21 protein-coding genes, 1 pseudogene and 1 riboswitch are annotated in these 22,778 nt (G+C 60.8%); of the genes and pseudogenes, 9 read left to right on the forward strand and 13 right to left on the reverse strand.

All coding sequences use genetic code 11. The annotated features are described in order from the left end of the window. Positions 1–279: 279 nt before the first annotated feature. Both K678_RS18590 and K678_RS07610 read right to left on the reverse strand, forming a co-directional pair. Entirely contained in the window at positions 280–429 is a 150-nt protein-coding gene (locus K678_RS18590; protein WP_155804494.1) for a hypothetical protein, read from the reverse strand. A 94-nt stretch (positions 430–523) separates the two neighbouring features. After that, positions 524–3,718, reverse strand: a complete 3,195-nt coding sequence (locus tag K678_RS07610) for a S8 family serine peptidase (protein WP_081673200.1) — start codon at positions 3,716–3,718, stop codon at positions 524–526. 269 nt (positions 3,719–3,987) lie between these two features. On the opposite strand from K678_RS07610, the pseudogene K678_RS20010 reads away from it, so the two are divergent. After that, positions 3,988–4,154 (forward strand): annotated as a pseudogene (locus K678_RS20010) (transposase); the annotation flags it as partial. Between the two features lie 110 nt (positions 4,155–4,264). Further along, a complete protein-coding gene (locus tag K678_RS19735) occupies positions 4,265–4,744 on the forward strand; it encodes an HlyD family efflux transporter periplasmic adaptor subunit (protein WP_269210507.1) in 480 nt (159 codons plus the stop codon). A gap of 108 nt (positions 4,745–4,852) precedes the next feature. On the opposite strand, the gene cobF is transcribed toward K678_RS19735, so the two are convergent. Genes cobF through K678_RS07650 form a run of 6 tightly spaced genes read right to left on the reverse strand, consistent with a single transcriptional unit; the run spans position 4,853 to position 11,010 of the window. Beyond that, positions 4,853–5,641 (reverse strand): precorrin-6A synthase (deacetylating), encoded by a 789-nt coding sequence (cobF, locus tag K678_RS07625; protein WP_021131885.1) that lies wholly within the window; start codon positions 5,639–5,641, stop codon positions 4,853–4,855. A 27-nt stretch (positions 5,642–5,668) separates the two neighbouring features. Then, a complete protein-coding gene (locus K678_RS18160) occupies positions 5,669–6,406 on the reverse strand; it encodes an energy transducer TonB (RefSeq protein ID WP_081673201.1) in 738 nt (245 codons plus the stop codon). After that, on the reverse strand, positions 6,403–7,197 hold the full coding sequence (locus K678_RS07635) for an ABC transporter ATP-binding protein (RefSeq protein WP_021131887.1): 795 nt from the start codon (positions 7,195–7,197) through the stop codon (positions 6,403–6,405). The genes K678_RS18160 and K678_RS07635 overlap by 4 nt, the downstream gene beginning before the upstream one ends. Next, positions 7,194–8,162, reverse strand: coding sequence for a FecCD family ABC transporter permease (locus K678_RS07640; protein WP_021131888.1), 969 nt, complete (start codon positions 8,160–8,162; stop codon positions 7,194–7,196). The genes K678_RS07635 and K678_RS07640 overlap by 4 nt, the downstream gene beginning before the upstream one ends. After that, entirely contained in the window at positions 8,159–9,076 is a 918-nt protein-coding gene (locus tag K678_RS07645) for an ABC transporter substrate-binding protein (protein WP_269210509.1), read from the reverse strand. The genes K678_RS07640 and K678_RS07645 overlap by 4 nt, the downstream gene beginning before the upstream one ends. Then, positions 8,974–11,010, reverse strand: coding sequence for a TonB-dependent receptor (locus K678_RS07650; RefSeq protein ID WP_021131890.1), 2,037 nt, complete (start codon positions 11,008–11,010; stop codon positions 8,974–8,976). The genes K678_RS07645 and K678_RS07650 overlap by 103 nt, the downstream gene beginning before the upstream one ends. Positions 11,011–11,263: 253 nt before the next feature. Continuing rightward, positions 11,264–11,470: riboswitch (cobalamin riboswitch) on the reverse strand. A gap of 93 nt (positions 11,471–11,563) precedes the next feature. Here K678_RS07650 and K678_RS07655 point away from each other — a divergent pair. From K678_RS07655 to K678_RS07685, 7 genes are all read left to right on the forward strand, one after another. Continuing rightward, positions 11,564–12,244 carry an adenosylcobinamide amidohydrolase gene (locus tag K678_RS07655; protein ID WP_021131891.1) on the forward strand — a complete coding sequence of 227 codons (681 nt, stop codon included), beginning with the start codon at positions 11,564–11,566 and terminating at the stop codon, positions 12,242–12,244. 169 nt (positions 12,245–12,413) lie between these two features. Beyond that, a complete protein-coding gene (locus tag K678_RS07660; protein ID WP_021131892.1) occupies positions 12,414–13,052 on the forward strand; it encodes a hypothetical protein in 639 nt (212 codons plus the stop codon). A 135-nt stretch (positions 13,053–13,187) separates the two neighbouring features. Then, positions 13,188–13,814 carry a biliverdin-producing heme oxygenase gene (locus K678_RS07665; protein WP_081673205.1) on the forward strand — a complete coding sequence of 209 codons (627 nt, stop codon included), beginning with the start codon at positions 13,188–13,190 and terminating at the stop codon, positions 13,812–13,814. Positions 13,815–14,082: 268 nt separating this feature from the next. Next, the gene (locus K678_RS07670; RefSeq protein WP_155804495.1) at positions 14,083–14,577 is read left to right on the forward strand and encodes a hypothetical protein; all 495 of its coding nucleotides are present in this window, start codon (positions 14,083–14,085) and stop codon (positions 14,575–14,577) included. A gap of 44 nt (positions 14,578–14,621) precedes the next feature. After that, positions 14,622–15,608 (forward strand): GAF domain-containing protein, encoded by a 987-nt coding sequence (locus K678_RS07675; RefSeq protein ID WP_021131895.1) that lies wholly within the window; start codon positions 14,622–14,624, stop codon positions 15,606–15,608. After that, positions 15,493–18,399 (forward strand): PAS domain S-box protein, encoded by a 2,907-nt coding sequence (locus K678_RS17665; protein ID WP_081673206.1) that lies wholly within the window; start codon positions 15,493–15,495, stop codon positions 18,397–18,399. The genes K678_RS07675 and K678_RS17665 overlap by 116 nt, the downstream gene beginning before the upstream one ends. Next, entirely contained in the window at positions 18,396–19,058 is a 663-nt protein-coding gene (locus K678_RS07685) for a response regulator (RefSeq protein ID WP_021131897.1), read from the forward strand. The genes K678_RS17665 and K678_RS07685 overlap by 4 nt, the downstream gene beginning before the upstream one ends. Here the strand turns inward: K678_RS07685 and K678_RS07690 are convergent. The 5 genes from K678_RS07690 to pufB (K678_RS07710) form a co-directional block, all read right to left on the reverse strand. Next, positions 19,010–20,011, reverse strand: coding sequence for a MerR family transcriptional regulator (locus K678_RS07690; RefSeq protein ID WP_021131898.1), 1,002 nt, complete (start codon positions 20,009–20,011; stop codon positions 19,010–19,012). The genes K678_RS07685 and K678_RS07690 overlap by 49 nt on opposite strands. 575 nt (positions 20,012–20,586) lie before the next feature. Then, on the reverse strand, positions 20,587–20,760 hold the full coding sequence (pufA, locus tag K678_RS07695) for a light-harvesting antenna LH1, alpha subunit (protein WP_021131899.1): 174 nt from the start codon (positions 20,758–20,760) through the stop codon (positions 20,587–20,589). Positions 20,761–20,789: 29 nt separating this feature from the next. Next, positions 20,790–20,930: a light-harvesting antenna LH1, beta subunit gene (pufB, locus tag K678_RS07700; protein ID WP_021131900.1), complete on the reverse strand. Its 141-nt coding sequence runs from the start codon at positions 20,928–20,930 to the stop codon at positions 20,790–20,792. Positions 20,931–21,067: 137 nt separating this feature from the next. Next, on the reverse strand, positions 21,068–21,241 hold the full coding sequence (pufA, locus tag K678_RS07705; protein ID WP_002726757.1) for a light-harvesting antenna LH1, alpha subunit: 174 nt from the start codon (positions 21,239–21,241) through the stop codon (positions 21,068–21,070). Positions 21,242–21,296: 55 nt separating this feature from the next. Beyond that, a complete protein-coding gene (gene pufB, locus K678_RS07710; protein WP_002726759.1) occupies positions 21,297–21,437 on the reverse strand; it encodes a light-harvesting antenna LH1, beta subunit in 141 nt (46 codons plus the stop codon). Positions 21,438–22,778 lie beyond the last annotated feature (1,341 nt).

Raw genomic sequence — 22,778 nt, forward strand, 5'->3', positions numbered from 1 at the left:
ACCGCCGACACCGACCTGCGCCTCGCCCGCTATTTTGGCCTGTCTGACGGGTTTTGGATGGGCGTACAAGCCGACTACGAACTGATGGAGCGGCGACGGCAGATTGAAGCCGATCTTGCCGCCATCGCCCCTCGCCAGAACGCGGCATGAGGCGAACGGCCATAATCGCCGAATTTGTTCGGGGCACAGATAACCAGGTGTGACGTGGCGCGTCGCACCCGTCGGATCATCGGAACAGCCTCACCGTAGGGACCGGCGACGGCATCGGGGAATTGATCGTCACCAAAAATACACCGGCCGACCCGCCGCCAAATGCTCCCTGGCGACATCGCCGGAATCGTTCCTAAGAGCTTGAGTGAAGGCGTCCATGAAGCGGCATTCGTCCGCTTCGGTCATGATGTCGAGCACAGAGAAATCAAACTGTTCCATGATCCACGTCTCCGTTACTGGACGAGTGTAACCTCCTGCAGGGTGTCCAGGACAATTCCGTTATTTCCAGGGGGGATTACCATGCAAGCAGCCGCTAAAATTCCAGGCCAAAACTGAAACTGCCGAAGCAGGAAGAACTTTGAGGGCGAAAAAACTCCGATCCAAGATCAACCTGCGCAAAAAAACCACTGATATGGCTCGCGCGCACGCTGCTATGAACCAGCATGGCGTCCCGGCCCTGCATATCTGACCGACTTTCAAAATCTGGACTGTATCCCTTGAAACTGGCACTGCTGCTGAACGTTCCGTCAAGCCTGTCATGCCGCCAGCCAGCCAGAGTATCCCATGTGAGGGTTGTGCCATTATCCAGCGTGCGGGCAAGATTTGCATGGGCGCCCAAGACTGACGAGAGATTGTTGTAAGTGGCGGCATCAACCCTGAGTGCTGACGCCCCTGAGCCGCCCTCGGTAAATCCCGGTCTGGAACTCAGGCTATACTCCAGCCATGCCAGAGGGCCAGCTTCCACGCCGCCCCAGGCGGTTGCCCAGTCCCAGTTCTTGCCGCCGCCCACAAGCGTATCTGCGGTAAGGCCCGTCCATTTGCTGTTGTGGTTGCGCGCGTAGCCATTGAAGTTCACGGCCCGCTGCATTTGCACATCCTCAAAACCCACGCGTGCCATACCCACTGCATAGGCTCCATCCCACCAGCGGGGCTTAAAGCGTGCATGGCCGCCAACAGAGGCGGCTTGAGTTTCTGCCCTTGCTTCAGCCGCACTATGGATATCCGTGCGGCGGCCTGCGAGTACCAGATCAAATCCCGCAGTCAATCCGCTCTCCCACAGGCGGTCAACGCCAAGGGCCGACCCTGCACCTGACGCCGAGAAGCCCGCTGAGCCGCCATTGGCGTTCATGTTGCTGTAGCTGCTAAAAGGCAGTGCCCATGCCTGCCTGTCAGCAGCAGCACTGCTGGACACGCCAGTACCGCTCGCGCCTTGCTGGCCGTTGGCTCCCAAGAAGCGCCGCACCATAAGCAGATTAAGCTGCCGCTGCGCTTCAAGCCCGGCCCGCGCCACTGCATCATAACTGTTGGGACTCAACTGCTCCATTGCCGGAGCAATGTCGCTGCCGGAGGCATCGCTCCAGTCCAGAGCCTGAAACAGGTTTTGCATGTCGCCTGTTGCTTGCCCTGCCATCTGGTAAAGAGCGCGTCCAACACGGCTTGTGGTGGTACTGTCGGCATAGCGGCTGTAAGCGCTTGATACCCGCTGCTGACCCAATGAGGCCGCCCCGAGGCCATTGCTTGATGCAACGCTGAAATTCAATGTTGGTGAAGAGGAATTAACTCCAACGCTGTTAAATGCGCCCGTGGAGCTTGTTGCCTGCACACTGTTGATATTTATTGAATATTTTTCCGCATAAAATCCCGGCGAAGGAGAAAACCGCAAGGCTCCGTCAAGATTTGCAGAATTTGCACTGAGCACTGAATATTGGTCTCTGGAATTGAAACCGATTTGCAGCGTTCCCTGCCCTGTCTGGGTGTAGTCATTTACTGTGAGCGTCAGGCCGCGATAGCCTGGAGCAACAGTACCTGAATTGACTGCTCTCTTCTGTATTGCGCCATCACCCAGCAATACACCGCCCTGGCGCACGAGCACATCGCTGTTTTGCAGCACGCCGCCACTTCCGTCTGCCCGTTTGCTTACGGCCAGGCTTCCGCCATCAACCACTGTTGCCCCGGAATAGCTATTGACGCCGCTAAGAACCAGCAGGCCAGCACCCGTTTTTCGCAAGCCCACATCCTTACCACGCAAGGCCGTGGCGTCCGCACCAGCCAGAAAACTGGCGTGATGGTAGGCGTCATTCCACTGGCGCTGGGTGATATCATTGCTGAATTCGGCGACGTAGCCCTTGGTGTTAAACGTTTCAAGCGCATAATTACCCGGGGCCAATTCAGGCAACGCCACCACATCCGAAGCTGACATTCGGTTGGCATCCAGCCGGGCGATGCCGCGCACGGCCTTGCCCGCGTCCAGCAGACCCTGACCAAACACGTCTTCCTTGGTCAGGTCATTCACTGCCTTCTTGCCCTGATCAACCAACGCTTTCAAAGCATCTGCCGTCGTGCCTTGATAAACTTGTTCAATCCACTGTTTGATTGTCACATCATTCGGAGTGGGAACACTGTGATCTATAACGGTAATAATAACCTTATTTGGATTACGGCCATCATCAGATGTATATTGAACAAGGTGCGTTGGCGCTATAAAAGTACTATCCGCTGTGGTCAATACAGCATCAGCCAACTGCTTGCCGGTCATCCAGGGAAAAGCCTGCGCCACCAGGCCCACAGTGCCGCTCACATAGGGCGCCGCCATGCTGGTGCCACTTTTCTGCATATAGCCGTTCGTGGTGGCATTGAGCGAAATGATGTTGCTGCCGGGTGCCGCAACGGTCCAAAGATAGGCTTTGCTCCCAAGATTGCTGAAATAACTGACCCCAGACGGACCAATGGTACGTGTTCCGTCCGTCGCTGTGGTGATCCCGGCTGTATTAAGAGAAACTACGCTGATCCAGCCTGTCAGATCCGGCGCATAACGCGGCATCATGCCCTCAACATTGGGGGCTATCATGCTGTTGTTGCCGGCGGCAAACACAATGACCTTGCCGTAATCGTCACTGAGTTTGCGAAGTGCTCTGATCTCACCATCCTGGCCAGATATGACATCTGCGGGAATGTCTTTGAGAGGGTCAAGCGATGGGTAAAAATCCGAGCCCCAACTGTTGTTGATGACGCGAATCTCCGGATGCGCAGCAAAGAGGCTCAACAAATCAGGCGGAACAAGGTTCTCGTTACTCCCCGATGCTGTCCCAAGTATGACCGCCGAAACGAGGTTGGCGTCAAAAGCCACACCGTGCATACCAACACCATTGCGCAGGGCTGCCATAATGCCCGCCACATGGCTGCCATGCGTATCATATGCCCAGTTTGGCACGTATGTCTGACCCGTGGTCGTATCGAACGGCAAGGCCATCATCACGACTTTGCCAGCCAGCTCCGGGTGGTCGCCGCGTACGGAAGTGTCAATCATGCCCAGCGTGATGCCTGCACCGGTATATCCCAGGGCGTATGCATCGGCGGCGCGAATAAAATTTAACCCAGTGCCGCTCAAGTATTCATTGGTTTTAAAACTTTCGGCACTCGCCATTCTTAATGTGACCAGAGAAATAATTGGAACACAAAACAGAACAAGACAAAAACGCACCAAATAATCGTACAAATAAAGAAACATTTTACCTGCCCTGACAGCCGTAGACACACCTTACTCAGATTCCGGTCGCCTGGACACCTCGAAAAACCCTTGCCCTGAGCGGGGTCTGCTGATTCAATCAGCCTATGGTTGTGTTGGAGGAGGCAATGAGTCGGCAGCCTGGGCTCTTCGATCTTGAGGATCGGTATGCGGAATTGTCGAAGGCGGGCGACCCGCAGGAGAAGCTGCTGAGGGTGGTGAGCTTCGAGGCGTTTCGCTACCGGCTGGACAAGGCGCTGAACCGCAGCGACAGAGCCCGTGGCGGCCGTCCGCCGCATGACGCGGTTTGATGTTTAAGATCCTGGTGCTTCAGGCGCTGTACAACCTCTCCGACGACCAAGCGGAGTTCATGATCAATGACCGCCTGACGTTCAAACGCTTTCTCGGCCTGGGGCTGGCGGACAAGGCGCCGATTGCCCTCTTCGTCCGCACCATCGGCATCGCCAGGGCCAAGACCAAGATCGGCATGGACAATCTCGTCTACAACATGCGCCGCCTGGTCTGGTGGGACGGGAGAACTTCGCCCGCATGACGGCCCCGGGGCCGAGAAGAGGGGGCCGTAACGGCCCAAACACCTCGGCTTTAGACCGAAATCGCCCCAGAGTTCAGCGCGGTCACCCCATTTTCCCGTCCAAACCGTCCCAAAAATCGGTTCTTCGAGGTGTCCGATCGATCCCAGCTCCGTTCGACGGCCGGGTGGTCGAGCAGAAGGTGCGCAACCAAAAATTTGCTCAGCCCGGTCAAGCCTTGCTGGACATTCTTGACGATTCGGTGCTGGAACTCGATTTCGTGGTCCCCAGCAAATGGCTGGTCTGGTTGAAGCCAGGCCATAGCTTTCAGGTCGCCATCGACGAGACCGGGAAAAGCTATCCGGTCAAGCTGACCCACGTGGGGGCGCGTATCGATCCGGTCAGCCAATCGGTACGGATCACCGGAGCCATCGGCGGGCGGTTTCCCGAACTCTCTGCCGGGATGAGCGGCAAGGTACTGCTATCGCCCCCGTCATGAGTGACGCCTTGCTTACGCTGATCGAGCTGGAACGCCGGATTCTGGGGGTATAACCCGGCCGGACGAATTTGCCCTCCCATGCCGTGATCGTGCCCAGGGCGGGGAGTGTCACCGATCTGTCTCCGATGATACAGTCCGGCGGCGCAGCAGATAATTGTCCATGATCCAGCCCTTGCGGGCACGCTGCAAAGCGATAGCGGCGTCAATTTGATCGGCAACCGCGTCGAGCGGACCGGAGATCAAGCGTTCGTCAGGGCCGCCGACATCGCCGCCCCAATAGATATCGACCTCGCCCGAGCCTTCCAACCGACGGAAGGCCGAACGCGAATCCAGCATCACCACTGCATTGGTGATCGAGGCGGGATCGGCCTGTTCGATCTGGCGGCCGGTGGTGATGGTGATGCTTTCGCCAATCCGGTTGAGCGGGATTTTGTGACGGGCAACCAGCATCTGGACCGAGGTGATGCCGGGAATGACCTCGAAACAAAGATCGTTCCGACCCGACTCGATCAGATCGCGCAGATGCTGGATCGTCCCGTCATACAGCGCTGGATCGCCCCAGATCAGCAGCCCGGCGGTTTCGCCGTCGGACATCTCGGTGTCGATCAGCGTTCCGATGATTTCGGTGCGACGGCGGTGCCACTCTTGGACCGCACCGACATAGCCGTTGGCGTCCCGGTCGCGCTGGGGCAGAGCCGCAGAGGCAGTGCGATAGGGACGGTCGCCCCGGTGGGTTTGCAAAATTTGCTGGCGAAAGCGGATCAGTTGGTCTTTGCCCTCCCCTTCCTTTTCCAGAAAGAAGAACACGTCGGCGCGACTGATCGCCTTGATCGCAGCCAGGGTCAAGGCGTCGGGATCGCCCGGGCCAATACCGATCAGAAGAATGGTCTTCATCATGTTCCTTTCCCGTCTCTAATGACCGCCTCACCGCTGTCCGACGACCGGCAAGCCCGATAATCCGCTGTTGAGGCTAAACTGGACCGGCACCCGCAACGTCGCTGGAACCGGCGCAGAGTTGCGAGTTGCCGGATGAAATCGCCACGTCTTGACCGCTGTGATCGCGGCCTCGTCAAGGGAGGGGGTGCCGCTGCTGTCCGCCACACTGACCTCGACACACTCGCCAGACGCCGACAGAGTGACCAACAGGACGGTGCGCCCCTCGCGCCCCATCCGCCGCGCGCTCATGGGATAAAGCGGCGGCGGATTTCCTGCCATCGCGACGGGATCGGATGAGCCCGGCGGCGCGGAAGAAAGGCCGTTTGCCGTAGCGACGACGGCGGCTCCCTCGCCGCCTCCCGCCCCCGTCGTTCCGGTCGCGGACGATGCGGGGTCTCCTCCCTGCGGTGGCTCCTCTGACGCTGCGACCTCGTGCCGGATCGGCGGCGGTGTCCGAGCCGGTACCGAGGCCGGACGGGTGGCACGCACCGGGCGAGTGGATTGGGTCGCAGCGGGGGGAACAGCCACGGGAGCGGCAGCCACCGTAGGAGACGCGGCGGCGACCGGTGCCTCGGGAAACGATACAAGTTCGACCATTACCGGGGCAGGAGCCTCGTCCCCCGACGAAACGGACCAGGGACCAAAGCCGCCAAACAACCCGGCGTGCAGGATCAGCGACGCGGCCAGTCCACGCCAGGGTGGATAAGGCTGCTGGCTGAGATTCATCGCCCTGCCCCCGTTGGATTTGGCCCAGAAACCTGCTCCCACGGGATCAGCAGAGATTCGGCCCCGATCCGACCGCGATGGGCACGGATACCGAATGCCTGAGCCAGCACCTCATCCGACAAGGTTGCCTCGGTCGGTCCCACCGCCAGCAACCGCCCCTGACACAGCACGGCGACGCGGTGACAGAACCGCGCCGCCAGCGCCAGATCGTGCAGAACCACCGCGATACCGCGTCCTTCGGCCGCTAGCCGCCCCAGCAGATCCATCACCGCCAGCCGGTGTTGCGGGTCGAGCGCGGCGCAGGGCTCGTCGAGCAGCAGCAGATCGGACTCCACCGCCAGGGTCCGGGCGAACAGGGCCAGCGCCCGCTCTCCCCCTGACAGAGCGGTGATCGAGCGGTGGCGCAGCGATGCGATCCCAACCGCCTCCAGCGCCTTGTCCACCGCGTCGCGATCCTGCGGCGTCGCCCCGCCACCATGGGGGAGCCGCCCCAAGGCCACCGCCGCCTCGACCGGGATCGGCCACACCGCCTCGGTCTGTTGCGGAAGAAAGGCCACCGCCCGCGCCCGGGCCGAGGCTCCCAGACGATCAAGCGGAACTCCGCCGACGGTAATGCGCCCGGCCGTGGGCCGTTCCAACCCGCCGGCACAGCGTAGCGCCGTGCTTTTTCCGGCTCCGTTCGGTCCGACCAGACCGAGAACCTCGCCCGGTTCCAGCCGCAGCGCGATCTCGTCGAGAACCAGGGCATTGCCTCGGCGCAGGCTGACCGTCTCCCAGACCAGGGCGCTCATGACCGCCCCCGCATCCGCAGTACCAGTGTCAGGAAGAAGGGGGCTCCGACCAGGGCGGTCGCGACCCCCAATTTCAATTCGGGACCAACCGCAACCAGCCGGATCACAATGTCGGCGGCCAGCAGCAGGATTGCGCCGCCCAGGGCGCTGACCGGCAGCAAGCGGCGGGAATCGTGACCGACCAGCGGGCGCAGAAGATGCGGCACCACCAGCCCGACAAAGCCGATGCTGCCGGTCACCGCGACCGACGCGCCGACACAGCCGGCGGTGCCGACAATCGCCATCATCCGCAGCCGCCCCAGGTTGATACCGAGCGAACGGGCGACGTCCTCGCCCAGCGCCAGCGCGGCCAGCCCCCGCCCGGTGGCGAACAGCAAGCCCCAGCCGACCAGAATGAACGGAGCCGCCGTCTCGACATGGGTCCACGAACGGTCGGCGACCGATCCCATCAGCCAGACCATGATCTCGTAGGCTGCCAGCGGCGACGGAGCAAGGTTAAGGGCCAGCGCAGTCAAAGCGACGGCCAGACTGGACAGCGCCACCCCGGCCAGCATCAAGGTCAGGATCCCCGGAGCACGTCCGGCCAGGATCATCAGCAAAAGGGCGGCGCACAAAGCGCCAACGATGCCGCCGCCCGCCACCGACCACAGCCCGAAATAAAAGGCCAGCACCGACCCCAGCGCCGCCATCGACGACACCCCGATCACGCCGGGATCGGCCAGCGGGTTGCGCATCAACCCTTGCAGCACCGCACCCGACAGCCCCAGCGAGGCCCCGGCCAGCACGGCGAGCACCGTACGCGGCAGGCGGATATCGATCGTAACGGTGCGCGCCAGCGTCGCCCGAACCGGGTCGGCGGAGAAACTGTCCCACGGCATCAGCGCGGTGGGACCGACCGCCGCCGAGGCCACGATCAGCAGCAGCAGCAAGAAGACCAGGGCGATTTCGGTCCAATAACGTTTCATCGGCCTGCTCCAGCAATCAACGCCGCCGCCTCGATCAGGGCGACATCGGGACAGGCCCACAACCGCATCGGCACAGTGACCCGTCGTGCGCCTCCTGCGGCAAGAGCCGGATGGCGCAGCACTTCGCCCGCGATCGAGGGAGCCTCTTCTCCCATCGATTCGACAACGATCAGATCGGGACCGGCGGCTGCCAGGGTTTCCAGCGGCAAGGAGGCGAAGCCCACCAGTCCGGCCTCGGCGGCAATATTGTCCATCCCCACGGCGCGGAGCAGATCGTCGGCGGTGGTGCCGCGCCCAGCACTCCACCCCCCGGCTTGATAGATCGCGGCCTTCAGCCTGTGCTCAGGATGAGGCTGGGTGGCGAGCCCGGTTTCGATTGTCGCGACCAGCGCCTCTCCCGCCGCCTCGGAGCCAAGGTCGCGGGCTAGATCCCGGATCGCTGCCAGCGTTTCCGCGATCCCGTTGCCTGGGGCGAGGACATGAACCTGAATCCCGAGTTGACGCAGCATTGGGGCGGTGGTGGTGGCGTTGTAGGCTCCCAGCACCACCAGATCGGGAGCGCGGGCCAGGATGTCTTCAACCTCGCCCGTCGTCACCGCCAGCCCCGCCGCCTGCGCCGCCACCGTCGAGGCGACGGGATCGGCGGCAAAGCGGCTGACCGCCGCGACCCGGTCACGCCCGACCAGGGCCAGCACCAGACGGTCGGTGCACAGATTGGCGCTGACGATCCGTTGCGGCGGCGGCAGGTCCGCCCCGGCGGCGGAGACCGCCGCCAGGGACAGAAGTCCGGCCAGAAAAAGGGGCTTGGCGATCAGAACCGGACTCCCAGGCGGCCCATCATCGTCCGCCCCGGCATCGTATAGGTGCTGTAAGCGCCATAGGTGCTGGTGCTGGCGTAATGGAGGTCGGCATATTCGACATCGCCCAGGTTCTGGACCGTGAACGACCAATCGACCGGCTCGATCGTGCCACCGATCCGCAGATCGACCAGGGTGTAATCGGCAGCCAGCGGCTGGAAATTGGCCTGATCGTTATCCATCCGACTGCGGCCGACATATCGGGCATCGAGATCAAGCACGACATACTTGTCCCAGGCGTCCCACGACACCCCGCCGGTCGCGGTCCAGGGCGCCACCAGCGGCACGTCGTTACCCTCGTAACGCCCATCGCGGAACTTGGCCTGGGTATAGGCCCCGCCCGCCTTGAGCCGCACCGTGTCGGTCAGGCGATAGCCCAGACTGGTCTCGATCCCATAGCGGCGGGTGGGGTCGAGGTTGAGATTAACCCCACGCACAAGGTCGAAGTGAATTTCGTCGTTCAGATCCATCGCATAGGCACTGGCCCGCCAATCGAGCCGCCCGACCTGACCGCGCAATCCGGCTTCGATATCGCGCGAGGTCTGGGTCTTCAACTGCATCGGCGCCGTGATCCCCATCCCATTGGGGGCCGTGCCGACCCGGTCATCGACGTTGGGCAGGCGCAGGCTGCGCCCGATCCGGCCGAACACAGTGACGGCGTCAGTCAGGCGATGCTCGATCCCAAGATGGGCAGCATAATTGTATTCGATGTCGGAAAGCGGATTGGCCCCGGCACTGCCCGGAAGCGAACGATCGACCCCGCTGACATCGACCCGGACGACACGGGCACCCAGCGACAGGTCAGTGTCGGACCGCACCGCCAGGGTGTCCTGGCCGTACAGCGCAAGCGAGCGCTGCTGGAGGCGGTAACGGTCGGTGGGGGTGGAAGTCTTGGTTGCCGACCGGTCCGAATCGTAGAGCGAATGATAATAATCGAGACCGGCAGTGAAGCGGTTACCAAGACCGCCCAAGGTACCCTCGCCATTGAGACGCGGCGTGAGCGAGACGGTGGTCAGTGCGGTGTCGGTGTAGGAATAACCGAAACCTTGCCAGAACAGGCCCGATTGCTGGTCCTTGTGACGGATACCGGCGTCGGCAACCAGTTCCAGACCGGGGCTGAGGTCAAAGCGGCCGCCGAATGTCGCGTTGACGCCCTGCTTGTCGCCGTAATCCTCAGGAGTAGCGGTGCCGCGGCGGTTGCCGACAACCCGCTGTGCCTGTGACACGACACCGGGATAACCGAGTTTCTGATCGTCGGCCGACAGGTTGAGGTACAGTTCGCCGCTATCCAGCCCTTGGCGGATTTCCCCCGCCACGCTGCGCTGCTTCAGGTTGTTGTTGTCGCGATAGCCGTCCGAGGTGATCTGCGACCCGTTCAGCGACAGCGCGGTATCGCCGATTCGCCGGGTGATTCCACCGCTGGCCTCGCGATGACCAAGCGAGCCGATCGCACCTTCGGCCCGGACCTGATTGGGGGTGTTGATCGCATTCTTGGTGATGATGTTGACGACACCACCGACCGCGCCGTCACCATACAGCACCGCACCGGCATTACCGTGGATCACCTCGATCCGCTCGATCGAATCGCGCGGAATCGCGCTCAGATCGACCGCCGACATATCAACGTCGTTAAGGCGGCGACCATTGACCAGGATCAGGGTGTTGGACGTCGCGGCGGCACCAAAGCCGCGCATGTCGATCGTGGTCTGGGCGCTGTTGACCCCGCCGAAATTGCTTCGGATTTGAACACCGGGCACGCGGGCGAGAATCTCGGGGATCGTCTGGCCGGGCGAGCGTTCGATTTCGGCGGCGGTAATCACCGTGGTCGAGGCCCCGGTGACGCCCTCGCCCAATCGGCTGGCGGTGACCAGGGTGTCGGGCAAGGTGACAGGGGTATCGTCGTCGGCAAGGGCGGGCTGGCCGCCCAGCACGGCAAGCATCCCCGCCATGATCGTCAGGCCGTCGCGACAGGGAACAAGGGTCGTTTTCATCAAGACGCAATCCATCGGTCTCGCCCCCGCCGTCGGCGACGGGTGGGGCACAGTGGCAAGAACCGATGCGAACGCGCTGGGGGCGGCCTGCCCTTGGAGCAAGACAACCGACCAGACAAACAGGCACGGACAAAGCCCGTCGCCATGCTGTTCAAACAGCCGAAAGTCACGCGGGGAGGTCCCACCCGGCTTTCGCATCGGAAACGACGTCACCGCTGCGAAAGACCGCTCCGTGTGGTACGCCCCGCCCACCGGTTGGGTGACTGTGTCGGCAGGTCTCCTGGCTTGCGGGTCAATGCCCTTGGCGTCCGGCCTTCCCAGTTTCCCAGTGACCATGATGGACGCGGACTCGCCGCTTACAGTTGCGGGGGCAGCCGAGGCATCGGCCCAAACCGGGCGTCACCTCGTTCCCTCTTTCCTCCTCGGGGCAAACCGAGGAACCAACACGCTCCCACAATCCGTCACTTGCGGTTGAGGGGTCAAGGTGGAAGGTTGGACTATACCGTTCAGGCAGGCTTGCGCCCGCCCCGGCCCCATGACAAAGCGGTCGGCCATGACCCGATTGCTCAACATCACCTTGTCTCCGCCCTGGCTGATCGCCCGCCTGCCGGGCCTGTTCCGGATCGCGGGCTGGTCACTCAATCGTCCCGGCCTGACGATAGCGGACACGGTGGCGTGGCTTGAGGTGCGCGATGCCGACCTGCCGCTCGGCGTCGATCCGCTCGATCTGCTTAACCGCAGGCTGGCCGAACAGGGATTGGACAACGCAGCCGGTCTGATGACGGCCCGCGATGTTCGTCGCTTTTGCGTCGCGGCTTCGGCCGACGAGTCGATACGGGCCGAGTCCCTGGTCACGCTGGGGCTGACCAACGGGTCGATCCTGGACGAACAGGGCCAGCCGTCCGGTCCGGTCGGAGCGTTTCCGGTTGGCACCATCAATCTGCTGGTGGCGCTGTCGGAGCCGCTTGGCGACGGAGCGTTGCTCGAGGCGCTGGCGCTGGCGGCAACCGCGCGAACCGCCGCCCTGCTCGCGGAAGGGGGACGGATCGTCGGCACCGGCACCGATTGCATCCTGGTCGCCTGCCCGCCTGCCGCCAGAGGTCAAGATTATGCAGGTCTGCACACCGCAATCGGCCGTCACCTCACCAAAGCGGTTTATCGGGCCGTCCGTCAGGCCCGCCATGAGTGGGAAACGGAAAACGCATCGCTGCTCCGACAGATCGGCCTGGCCTGACCCCCTCTTTTCGCTTCGTCCGCCCCCCGTAACAGGCACGCGGATTGCTTTGTCCTCCGTCAATGCAGGGAAAGGGGCCGCAAAGCCGCCTTTCCCGCCACACCATTGACCAGCAAATTTTGCCCAAAAGGCAGATTTTGCCGAGCCGCAGCACGAGGGGAGAACACCCGTGAGCGTTAATCTGTCCGTTGATTCCGCCCGCGGGTATTCCGCGTTTCCCCAGACCAACCGCACCAGCAAAACCACCGAGCCCGAAGAATCGTTCGCCGACACCCTGGCGCGGGGAAGCGCCGCCTTGTTGGCGACGCCCCAGGAAAAGCAGGATTACGCCAGGGACTTGACCCAACGGTTGCAGGCGGCCGGAATCGACACGTCGAACCCGATTGCCTTAACCACCAACAGTTCCGGCGCGGTGGTGGCCAAGGACGGCACCCCCGATAAGGAGAAGATCGACGCCCTGTTCGCCAACGACTACAAGCTCGCCAACCAATATCGCAAGATTGCGAGCACCGAGTTGATGCAGGCGCTTGGCACCGAATATACCCCCTATGCCGCCGATTATCAGGCGGCGGGCAGCGACGCCGCCCGCAGTGCGGTGTGGCAGCGTTATCAGGGGACGTTCAGCGCGCTGGAAGCGGCGGGCAACGACCTGACCCTGTCGAACGGCAAACTGACCTCGCGCGCGGTTGAAATGGCCCAGTCCAGCGCCGCAGCCGCCACCCAAAACGGCCTGCCCGCCAAACTGGTGGCTCAGATCGAACGTTCGAACCAGGAAAGCCTGATGGCGACGGTCAGCGGCGGCAAGTAACTCCCTCCAATTGTCCGATGGATTTCCCGTCAAGGGACGCCGAAGATGTCTAAGACAGACTGAAACGAATGCGTGGGGTATCCCCCGCATTCGGATCGACGTCTTTGACACTGACCCGAGGATGGGACGCGACGAATGACGACAGGGGATTCCCTCTATAATGATTTGCGCCCAAGATTGCGCGATGCAACCAAGGCGCCACACCACCGCATTGACCACCGCCCTTTGATGGCTCCGCTGGTCCGGGGCGATTTGACCGCCCGCCTTTATGGCGATGCCCTGCTGGCGCTGTATAGCTTCCATGCCCCAAGCGAGCGGGCGTTCGCGGCGTTTCTGAACGATCCCGATGCGGTGCCCCCGCCGCGCAGCGCTTGGCTCGCCGCCGATCTCGACCGCCTGGGCCGGACGGAAATCACCCAGTCCGCAATTGGGTCGGTCTGGTCCGGACAGCCCCCCGCCTCCCCGTCCGAATATATCGGCATGCGTTATGTGATCGAGGGTGGATCGCTCGGCGCCCGGGCGATTCTCGCTCCCTTGATCGAGCGTCTTCCGTCCGAATGTAAGTCCGTCACCCGCTTTTTCGATGGTCAGCAGGAGGAACGCGACTGGCTAAACTTCTGGGCCTTGGCCGAACGCTTGGGGCCGCTTGATGCCGATGCGACCATCCATGCGGCAACGCGCTTTTTCGGCGAGATCGAATCCCTGGCCGATCGGCGTTGGCAGGAAAGCCACGGCACCGGATCAGCCTCTACCAAGAAGTAGGTATTGTTTTTAGCAATATCTGGGAATTGATAGGATCGGAACGGAGGTCTAATTTCAAGAGGATCCCGAATTATTTGGTGACTTTGTTGTGCCGAATAAGACCAATCCTCTTTACAACGAAAATGCGGGAATTACCCCTCTGCCGTGTGATGGTCGGGAAATCGACGCGGCGTTAAGAGCGGCGGCTCGGTGCTACGAGGCCAACCCGTATTTCATGGCGCGCTATGCCGAGCGCGGGGAAGCGTTTTCGCGCTCGGATGGCGGCTATATGGTGACGCTGGCCTCTCATCCCCTGGCTTACGTGATCCAGCAGATTAAATGGCTTGGTGTTCTGCTCGCGTCGCGCGGGATGCCCCGCTGGCTGCTGGAGAGCCATCTCGACCTGCTCTACGAAGAATTATCGGCCGCGATCCCTAAGCGCCGTATCAAATATCGTAAGCTGCTCAAGGCGGCGGAGGTTCTGCGCGAAGCCCGGCACGACTGGGTTTCCCAAACCGATTTTGAAACGCTGGCCGCGACGTTCGCGGCCAATTCGGGCGGCGGACTGGCACATGGCGGAGAAATGCTGGTCAGCGCCGTTTGTGACGAGTGTTGCGGCATCACCAAAGCAGTCCCCAGTCTGGTGGTGTGGCTGGGCGATCCCACTCGCTTTTCGGCGCAATGGTGTGCCGCTTTGAATCAGACCTTGGACAACGCCCGCGCCATGGCCGCACGAAATGGCAGCCCGTCGGCGAACCTTGAGGTTTCGGCGGGAGCCGCGTGATAGGCTTCTTCCGTCTCGGTTCAAGCGACCAGTGAGAAGGCGCGATGAGTCCCCTTGATACGTCCTCGTGCGAGACCGAGCCGATCCGCTATCCCGGGGCGGTTCAACCGCACGGTGCCTTGTTGGTCCTGGACAGCGACCAGCGAACCATCGAGGCCGCCAGCGATTCATGTCAGACGATGCTGGGCCTGTCGGCCGAAAGCTTGCTTGGCCGTCGGATCGGTCTGGTCGTCGGGTGGGAGGCCGAAACCGCCCTGCTCGCCCCTCAGACCGAGGGATTGGAGCCACTGGTTCCCCTCGAGATCAACGGAACAGCGTTCTATGCCCGCTCCAGCATGAACGATGCCGGTCTGATCGTCGTCGATATCGAAGCCGCTCACCAGGACGCGGCGACGATCCGGCGTTTGATCTATAATTGCCGCCGCGATCTGGCCCATCTGCGTCGGCTGAACGACATTCCCGAGATCACGCAGAGCGCGACCGAGATGATCCGCGACATCACCGGATTCGATCGGGTGATGCTGTATCGCTTCGACGAAGCGTGGAACGGCGCGGTGATCGCCGAAGCCCGCGCCGACGACATCGAACCCTATCTGGGGCTCAATTTCCCGGCCAGCGACATTCCTCGTCAGGCCAGGGAATTGTTCCAATTAAGCAAAGTGCGGATGATCCCCGACGTCTGCTACACCCCCTCGGGCCTGATCGCCCGGCGTGAAGCTCGCTCGATCGATCTGGGACGGTCGTGCCTGAGAAGTGTTTCGCCGATCCATATCGAGTACCTCACCAACATGGCGGTCCGTTCGACGATGGTCGGGGCCTTGGTGGTCGAAGGGGGATTGGTGGGGGCTGGTCTCGTGCCAGAACACGCGAGAGACCCGGTTCTTCGGTCCGGCCGAGCGCGACACGCTGGGCTGGATGTTCGAAGACATCGCCGCCTTGATCGAGGCGACCCAGATCCGGCAACGGCGCGAGCGGGAATATGGCTTGGCCCTGCACCGCCGTCGGCTGGTCGATGCGATGGGGGTGCATGATTTCAAATCCCTGATGCAGCACGAAAGCCGGGCTGACCTGCTTGAAGTGGTGGGTGCCGACGGCTTCGCCCTGCTGGTTGATGACTCGATCCAGACGATGGGAGTAACCCCCGACGCGGACCGCATCCGGGACTTACAGACACGGCGCCGGGCATTGCAGACCGACCCGACCTTCTTCGCTTCCAGTGCCCTGACCCACGATCTGGGCGCGCCCGAATGCAATGACGGGGTGGCGGGAGCGATCTTCGTCTCGCTGCGAGATCGTCCCGATATCACGATGATCTGGTTTCGCAACGAGCGCTATCACTCAATACGCTGGGCCGGTGATCCCGAGCACGCCCATTTTGTCGATGAAAGCGGGCGCATCTCGCCCCGGAAATCATTCGCGCAGTTTCTTCAGAACATTCGCGGCCAATGTCAGGCCTGGAGTCAGGCGGAACTGGATTCTGCGGGCGAACTGGGCTCGTTGATCGAAATCGAAGTCCAGCACCGCTATAAAGCCGAATTGAATATCCTTCAGACCGTTCTGTCCCGCGTCAACGAGGCGATCTTGGTGACCGAGCCGAATTTCGAGCCGGGCCAGAGCCAGAAAATCCTGTGGGTCAGCGAAACCTTCGAGCGATTAAGCGGCTTTAACGCCGAAGAACTGACGGAAATGCGGGCTGACATCATGTTCGGCCCCAAGACCGGGGCCGCCGACCTTGCCCGCATCGGCGAGCAATTCGCCAGGCGCGAAGCGGTTCGGGTCGAGGTGTTGCGACAAACCAAGGACGGCAAGCCGTTCTGGGTCGATATGGATATCCTTCCCGTACTCGACCGCACCGGCCAGGTCGCGCAATTGATTTCGATCGAACGGGACATCACCGCGCGCCGCCAGATGGAGGAATCGCTCCGGAAACTCTCGACCGCGATCGAGCAAAGTCCCGCTTCGGTGGTGATCACCGATCTCGACGCCAAGATCGAGTACGTCAATCCGCGCTTCACCGAGGTTACCGGATATAGCGCCGCCGAGGTGATCGGCAAGAATCCCCGCATTATCCAGTCGCAGGAAACGTCGCGGGAAACATTCCTGGCGCTGTGGAACACGTTGATGAACGGCGACATCTGGAGCGGCGAACTGCTGAACCGGCGCAAGAACGGCGAGCTGTATTGGGAGGAAAGCCACATCGCTCCGGTTAAAAATCCGGACGGAATCGTCACCCACTATGTCGCGGTCAATCTCGACATCACCGAAAGAAAGAACGCGGAAAGAGCCTTAAGGGCAAGCGAGGCTTTCACCAAGACCATCCTTGATTCGATTCCGGAACATATCTGTGTTCTTGATCCGCAAGGCCGCATCGTTTCGGTCAACAAGGCTTGGTGCCAATTCGCCGAAAACAATGAGGCGGCGTGGCTGGCCGAGAATTCGACGTCGTTCAGCTACCGCGACATCTGTATTGCCTCGACCGATCAGGCCGATAGCAGAATTGCGATTGATGCCTGGGCCGGGATTGAATCGATTCTGAAAAAGACCTCCGATCATTTCGTTCTCGATTATTTGTGCGACTCCCCCGACACCCCCCGCTGGTTCCGAATGAACGTCTATCCGATGATCGCGCCGTGCGAAGGAGCGGTGGTCGCGCACGAGAACATCACCGAACGCAAGCTGATGGAAATCAGCCTTGATAACGAGCGCACTCAATTGCGCACTTTGCTGGAGACGATTCCCGATCTGGTGTGGCTGAAGACTCCCGAAGGGGTCTATCTCACCTGCAACACCGCATTCGCCCTGTTTCTCGGGGCGACGGCCGCCGAGATCGTCGGCAAGTCCGATCGCGACTTTCTCGACGAAGAGCAGGCGGCGCTTTTCCGCGACAAAGATCGCGCCGCCATTGCCGCCGGTCGACCCTGTATCAGCGACGAAACCATGACCTTTGCCCATGATGGACACCGGGCCTTCATGGCGACAATCCGGACCCCGATGCTCGATCATTCGGGAGCTTTGATCGGCGTGCTCGGCATTGCCCGCGATATCACCGAACGGATGGAAGCCGAGGCCAGGATCAAGACGATCAATCTTCAACTGGCCGAGCAAGGGCGCAAGCTGGAACAGCGCGTGATCGAACGCACCGAGCAATTGCGCCAATTGGCGGTCAAAACCACCCTGGCCGAGGAACGAGAGCGTCAAGCCATCGCCGCCGATCTCCATGACGATCTCGGCCAGATGCTACATGTCGCCAAGATCAAGCTGGGCACGCTGTCAAAATCCCTGCGCGACGGCTGCTTTTCCGAAAGCCTGATCGCGGACATGAACGCAATCCTGTCCGAGGCAAGCGGGATGGTTCGGTCGCTGACCTCTCAACTCAGCCCGCCGGTGCTGAAGGATCTCGGGCTGGTTCCCGCGCTGGGCTGGTTGGCCGACGAGATGCGGCGGATCTACAGCCTGAACGTCACGGTCGAAGATGACGGGGCGCCGAAACCTCTTAGCGGGGCACAATCGGCGATCTTGTTTCGTGCGGTGCGCGAGTTGTTGATCAATGTTTCGAAACACGCCCGGACCGACCGCGCCGAGGTCAGGGTGCAGCGCGACGATAGTCAGATCGTTATCACGGTCGCAGACAAAGGCATCGGCATGACGGACCCTCGCGGGGCGACTCATTCGCCCAAAGGGTTTGGACTGAGCAGCCTGCGCGAACGCATTGCCTTCCTGAAAGGGGCGGTAACGATCGACAGCAATCCGGGGGGAGGAACCGTGGTGACCCTGCACATGCAGCTTGAGTCTGCTCCCGCCGCGGCCTCGGAGGGAGCATGACACCGATTCGCGTGATTCTCGCCGACGATCATCGAATGTTCCGCGAGGCCTTGCGGGTGCCGCTAGAGGCCGAAACCGATATCGCCATCATCGGCGAATCCAGCACGGGCGAAGAGACTCTGTCGATCCTGACCCGAATCTGTCCCGATGTTCTTCTGCTCGATATCGGCCTTCACGATATCAATGGCATCGATGTCGCCCGCAAGGTCGCCAAATTATATCCCGCCGTCCGCGTTATCGCCCTCTCCGGCTATGCAGACCGGCTGTATATCGAGGAAATGCTGAAGGCCGGGGCGCGGGGCTATGTCGTCAAATCGGCCGGAGCCGATGAACTGATCTCTGCCATTCGCGCCGTCGCCGCCGGGCATAGCTTTTTGTCGCAAGAGGCGACCCAGGTGATGATCCAGCGCATTCAGGACGACGCCAAGGCGCTGACTCCCCCTCCCAGCGTGATCAGCCCGCGTGAACGCGAAGTTCTCTGCCGACTGGCCAACGGGTTCCGAGCCGCCGAAATCGCCGCCAGGATGGGAATCACCGTCTCGACGGTCGAAGTTCACCGCCGCAACATTAAGCGGAAGCTTGGCCTTCACACCACGGCGGAGCTGACGCGTTACGCGATGCGCGAAGGTCTCGTCTCGGCATACGAAACCGGAGCCTGAGCTTTGTGCTCGCTTCGCCAGCCGGCCAAGGCCGGGCCAATTTCGTCAAGCTCGTCGAGGAAACGCACCCCGGCCATCGGCTTTAGACGAGTTACCCCCAGTCCGCCCACCCAAATCTCGACGGAGGGGTCGAGCCGACTGCGCAAGCTGTTGAGAAACTGGGTGGCGTTGCGGGCGGGATAGGCGATGCTGAACGACAAGCCGACGATATCGACCTCGCAGGCGGTGATGGCGGCAACCAATTCGGCCATCGGAATCTGCGAGCCGAGGCGGATGCACGAGGCCCCTTCCATCGACAACATCGCTTCGGCCATCAACAGACCGATCGTGTGAACCTCGCCCGGGGCCGTCGACATCAGAACGCGGGGCCATCCGGACGAACCCGAAACCGTCCGGATCGCATCGTGCAGAACGTCCAGCACCGCCTCGGTATAGATGTGTTCCTCGAACATCCGGATATCGCCCCGCAGCCAGGCTTCACCGATGAAGAGGGTTAATTCGGATAAGGTCTTCCCAATGAAATCGGCCAGACCGTCGCGGCCCCATTGCTGCTTGAACAGTTCTTTGAGGCGAGGAATATCGTGTTGCAAGACGGTATCGAGGACTTGCAACGAAAAGTCGGTCGGTTGAGAGGACATGGACGGCGAGCTTTCCCAAACCATCCGCTCCAGCGTTTCCATGTCCAGACCGACGACCTTGCCGGGGCGCAGACCCGCGCCGATCAATCGACGAATCAGCCGCAGCCGGTCGACTTGTTCGGCCGGGTAGATTCTATCGCCATTTTCGTCACGATCCGGGCATGGAAAGCCATAGCGGGTTTCCCATTTGCGAACGACCTCTTTGGTCAGTCCGGTTTCTTTCTCGATAGCGGCGATAGAAACAGCAGCACCCGAGGAGTCCGGCTGGTGCGGACTGGTCGGATCGGCGGCGATCTTGGGGGGGAATTCGGACAAAGACGATAAAGCCTCTCGTCAAGGCACAAAGCCGATGGGGGGATCCGGCGCTTAGAATTACAACAAAGACGCGAACAAACCGCTGCCCGGAGCAGTCTTTGCCCTCGGCAGGGGAACATCGTTGAGGGTGAGATAGACCGATCACTCACGGATATCAAGCTCCAGGGCGACGTGCCAGCGATTCTCAGCCTGGCAGGCATGGGGAAAAACGGATGGACCATCAGCAGGCGGCGATTTGGTCCTGAGCGCTGAGCCCCACCCTTCCGGGCGTCTGACCAGCTGGTCCAAGGCAAAGCAGAGATCGCATCCGTGGCGCGACTTCGCGTGACGCAACCGATCACGGGTGCTGACGAGAAAAAGATACGCAAAGGACATCACGGCACAACACCGCTGTCGGGCCTCCCCCGAAGACTGATGTCTCGACCGGACGAGAAACCCAACAGCGGCAGATCAAGGCAAAACCGATCCCAGTCATAATGGCGGGTCCGAAATCTGCCCTGGCAAGCTGGCACCCCTTATTGTGAATAGCCCCCCATCCACAACAGGGCGTAACGATCTCCAGCCTGACGGTTGACTTACTTCGTGGCGTGCTTCGCGGCCGAGGCGGCCAGGAAGTTGTAGCCCGGAACGGCGAGGACGAAGGTGTGGACGGCCAGAGCGGTGGCCAGCACGGCGATCCAGATCACGGGCAGCCAGGTCGACGGATTGATGACCAGCCAGATTTTGTAATCGTCTTTCGGATTGCTCATCTGAATTCCCCTAAAATATTGGAGCGGGCTCAAAACCAGGGCTTCCAGGCCCACACCAGCACATGGGCGGCGAGAGCGAAAATGACGAAGGTCAGGAAAGTGGTCTGGAACTGGCCATGAAATTCCAGAGCTTCCTGTTCGGTCAGCCCCGACAAGCTTCTTTCAGCCATGTCTCAATCTCCGAATTTTAGACGGAGCGAAATCGCTCCCCTGAATCACTCAGACTTGAATGAAAACGGGCGGCGCAGAGAAACAAACCCCAAACGCCGCCCGCCTCCATCAGTATAATCCCTCAGAAGAGAGGATTTTACTTCGTGGCAACCTTCGCGGCCGCAGAGGCCAGGAAGTTGTAGCCCGGAACGCTGAGGACGAAGGTGTGGACGGCCAGAGCGGTGGCGAGCACGACGATCCAGATCACGGGCAGCCAGGTCGACGGATTGATGACCAGCCAGATCTTGTAGTCGTCTTTCGGATTGCTCATGGAAAAGTTCCCCCAGAATAGAAAGTCAGAATTTAAAGGTCAGGATCCTGTCGGATCAGAACCAGGGCTTCCAAACCCAAACCAGCACGTGCGCGACGGCGGCGAGGATCAGGAAGGCGCTGAAGGTGGTCTTGAACTGATCGTGAAACTCAACAGCTTCTTCTTCGGTCAGGCCCGACAAGGTTCTCTCAGCCATGTTGTCTTCTCCAGTGTTGTGGCTGGGCTGCACTTTCATGCTGTACCCGGCCCTCATTAACGTTGGGTAATGTTGCACTGGCCGAGGCGAGAGTCAATTAAATTTGTCCTGGACAGAATCTTTGTTCGAACTCGCCAATTCCCCACCGCTCCCGACCGCTCCCTCCCTCCGTGTCATCCCAGAGCGAGGGACGGATCGAGGCGAGGATCGCAAAATCGAAGATCGATTTAGTACGTTGTTATATATCGATAATTTCATAATTAAGGCTTGATTCATAACCACAAAGGGACGAAGCAAGCCGACCGACCCTCTCCACTCGACCACGGTTCGATCGGACTCATCGTCCGTCAAACGGACGTCGCATCACCGTAATTTTGTCTATAACAAAATTACAATGGGGATGGACAATCGAAGGGGCAGAGGACGGGGGATGCACGTGGGCGGATCGCATCACGCCGCACAAGCTAAACGAACGGGACCGAGCAAGTCCCGTTCGCACTTAGGGGTTTTTACTACAAGCACACCAAAATACTGACGCACAAAACTTAACGACGCCAGTCTTCGCAGCCCTATAATGCTGGAGCCACGGAACACCCAAAAACGACTTCACCAGATATGATCGAATTAAGATTTACAAATCACGTCTTGGCCCGTCCGTCTCTTTCGTTGGACAGATCATCGCATCGCCGCCCACCCCCGTCAACGTTTTTGTCCAGGACAAATAATTTTTATCCAACCCGGGCAGACCACCAGCACCACCCCAGCCCGTTCTGCTCCCACCGAACCCTCCACCAAGCGCAAACACAAATCAGTGCCGATTTTCAAGAAAAACATTCTTTAACAAAGATTTAGCATAGATCCGATCATAATCACACCACCCTTCACAAGTCACAAATCTCCAAACTCCGCACAGCCCCCCACTTTCCCACCAAATTTTTGTCCATGACACATTGGGAGATCGACACACAGGCCGACACAACCTCACCCGCGCGCACGCGCCCCGTCAGCTCCAGGACGGAGACAAACGACCACTCGACCAGCTTGAGCAGGTTGACTATTACATTTTTATGACAGAGACTTCGCATCAGGTCCGACACACTGCCGCTCATGGCGAACGAGGCTGACATGCTAGGCCGATACGTAAGTACGAAAATGCCCGTCGGGCGGTAGCGGTAGCGATTGTCGCGCATCCACCGTCCTTGCGTTCAGCGTGGAAGGACAAGGTGGATGAAGACCAAGACAGTTCTTAAAACAGCAAAATCAGAAGCTCCCCAGGCCGCGCCGCCCAATCCGGCACCGTCGGGCTATGCCCCTGCGCCGCAAGACGGCCCCCCTGCCTTG

The sequence above is a fragment of the Magnetospirillum fulvum MGU-K5 genome, assembly GCF_000442515.1.
GTDB classification, from domain to species: Bacteria; Pseudomonadota; Alphaproteobacteria; order Rhodospirillales; family Magnetospirillaceae; genus Phaeospirillum; species Phaeospirillum fulvum_B.

What these genes read in the sequence shown, in the direction of transcription:
- K678_RS18590 (WP_155804494.1), bottom strand. Translation starts at nt 429, where the DNA reads ATGGAACAGTTTGATTTCTCTGTGCTCGACATCATGACCGAAGCGGAC.
- K678_RS07610 (WP_081673200.1), bottom strand. Translation starts at nt 3,718, where the DNA reads ATGTTTCTTTATTTGTACGATTATTTGGTGCGTTTTTGTCTTGTTCTG.
- K678_RS19735 (WP_269210507.1), top strand. Translation starts at nt 4,265, where the DNA reads ATGACGGCCCCGGGGCCGAGAAGAGGGGGCCGTAACGGCCCAAACACC.
- cobF (WP_021131885.1), bottom strand. Translation starts at nt 5,641, where the DNA reads ATGATGAAGACCATTCTTCTGATCGGTATTGGCCCGGGCGATCCCGAC.
- K678_RS18160 (WP_081673201.1), bottom strand. Translation starts at nt 6,406, where the DNA reads ATGAATCTCAGCCAGCAGCCTTATCCACCCTGGCGTGGACTGGCCGCG.
- K678_RS07635 (WP_021131887.1), bottom strand. Translation starts at nt 7,197, where the DNA reads ATGAGCGCCCTGGTCTGGGAGACGGTCAGCCTGCGCCGAGGCAATGCC.
- K678_RS07640 (WP_021131888.1), bottom strand. Translation starts at nt 8,162, where the DNA reads ATGAAACGTTATTGGACCGAAATCGCCCTGGTCTTCTTGCTGCTGCTG.
- K678_RS07650 (WP_021131890.1), bottom strand. Translation starts at nt 11,010, where the DNA reads ATGAAAACGACCCTTGTTCCCTGTCGCGACGGCCTGACGATCATGGCG.
- K678_RS07655 (WP_021131891.1), top strand. Translation starts at nt 11,564, where the DNA reads ATGACCCGATTGCTCAACATCACCTTGTCTCCGCCCTGGCTGATCGCC.
- K678_RS07665 (WP_081673205.1), top strand. Translation starts at nt 13,188, where the DNA reads ATGACGACAGGGGATTCCCTCTATAATGATTTGCGCCCAAGATTGCGC.
- K678_RS07670 (WP_155804495.1), top strand. Translation starts at nt 14,083, where the DNA reads ATGGTGACGCTGGCCTCTCATCCCCTGGCTTACGTGATCCAGCAGATT.
- K678_RS07675 (WP_021131895.1), top strand. Translation starts at nt 14,622, where the DNA reads ATGAGTCCCCTTGATACGTCCTCGTGCGAGACCGAGCCGATCCGCTAT.
- K678_RS17665 (WP_081673206.1), top strand. Translation starts at nt 15,493, where the DNA reads ATGTTCGAAGACATCGCCGCCTTGATCGAGGCGACCCAGATCCGGCAA.
- K678_RS07685 (WP_021131897.1), top strand. Translation starts at nt 18,396, where the DNA reads ATGACACCGATTCGCGTGATTCTCGCCGACGATCATCGAATGTTCCGC.
- pufA (WP_021131899.1), bottom strand. Translation starts at nt 20,760, where the DNA reads ATGAGCAATCCGAAAGACGATTACAAAATCTGGCTGGTCATCAATCCG.
- pufB (WP_021131900.1), bottom strand. Translation starts at nt 20,930, where the DNA reads ATGGCTGAAAGAAGCTTGTCGGGGCTGACCGAACAGGAAGCTCTGGAA.
- pufA (WP_002726757.1), bottom strand. Translation starts at nt 21,241, where the DNA reads ATGAGCAATCCGAAAGACGACTACAAGATCTGGCTGGTCATCAATCCG.
- pufB (WP_002726759.1), bottom strand. Translation starts at nt 21,437, where the DNA reads ATGGCTGAGAGAACCTTGTCGGGCCTGACCGAAGAAGAAGCTGTTGAG.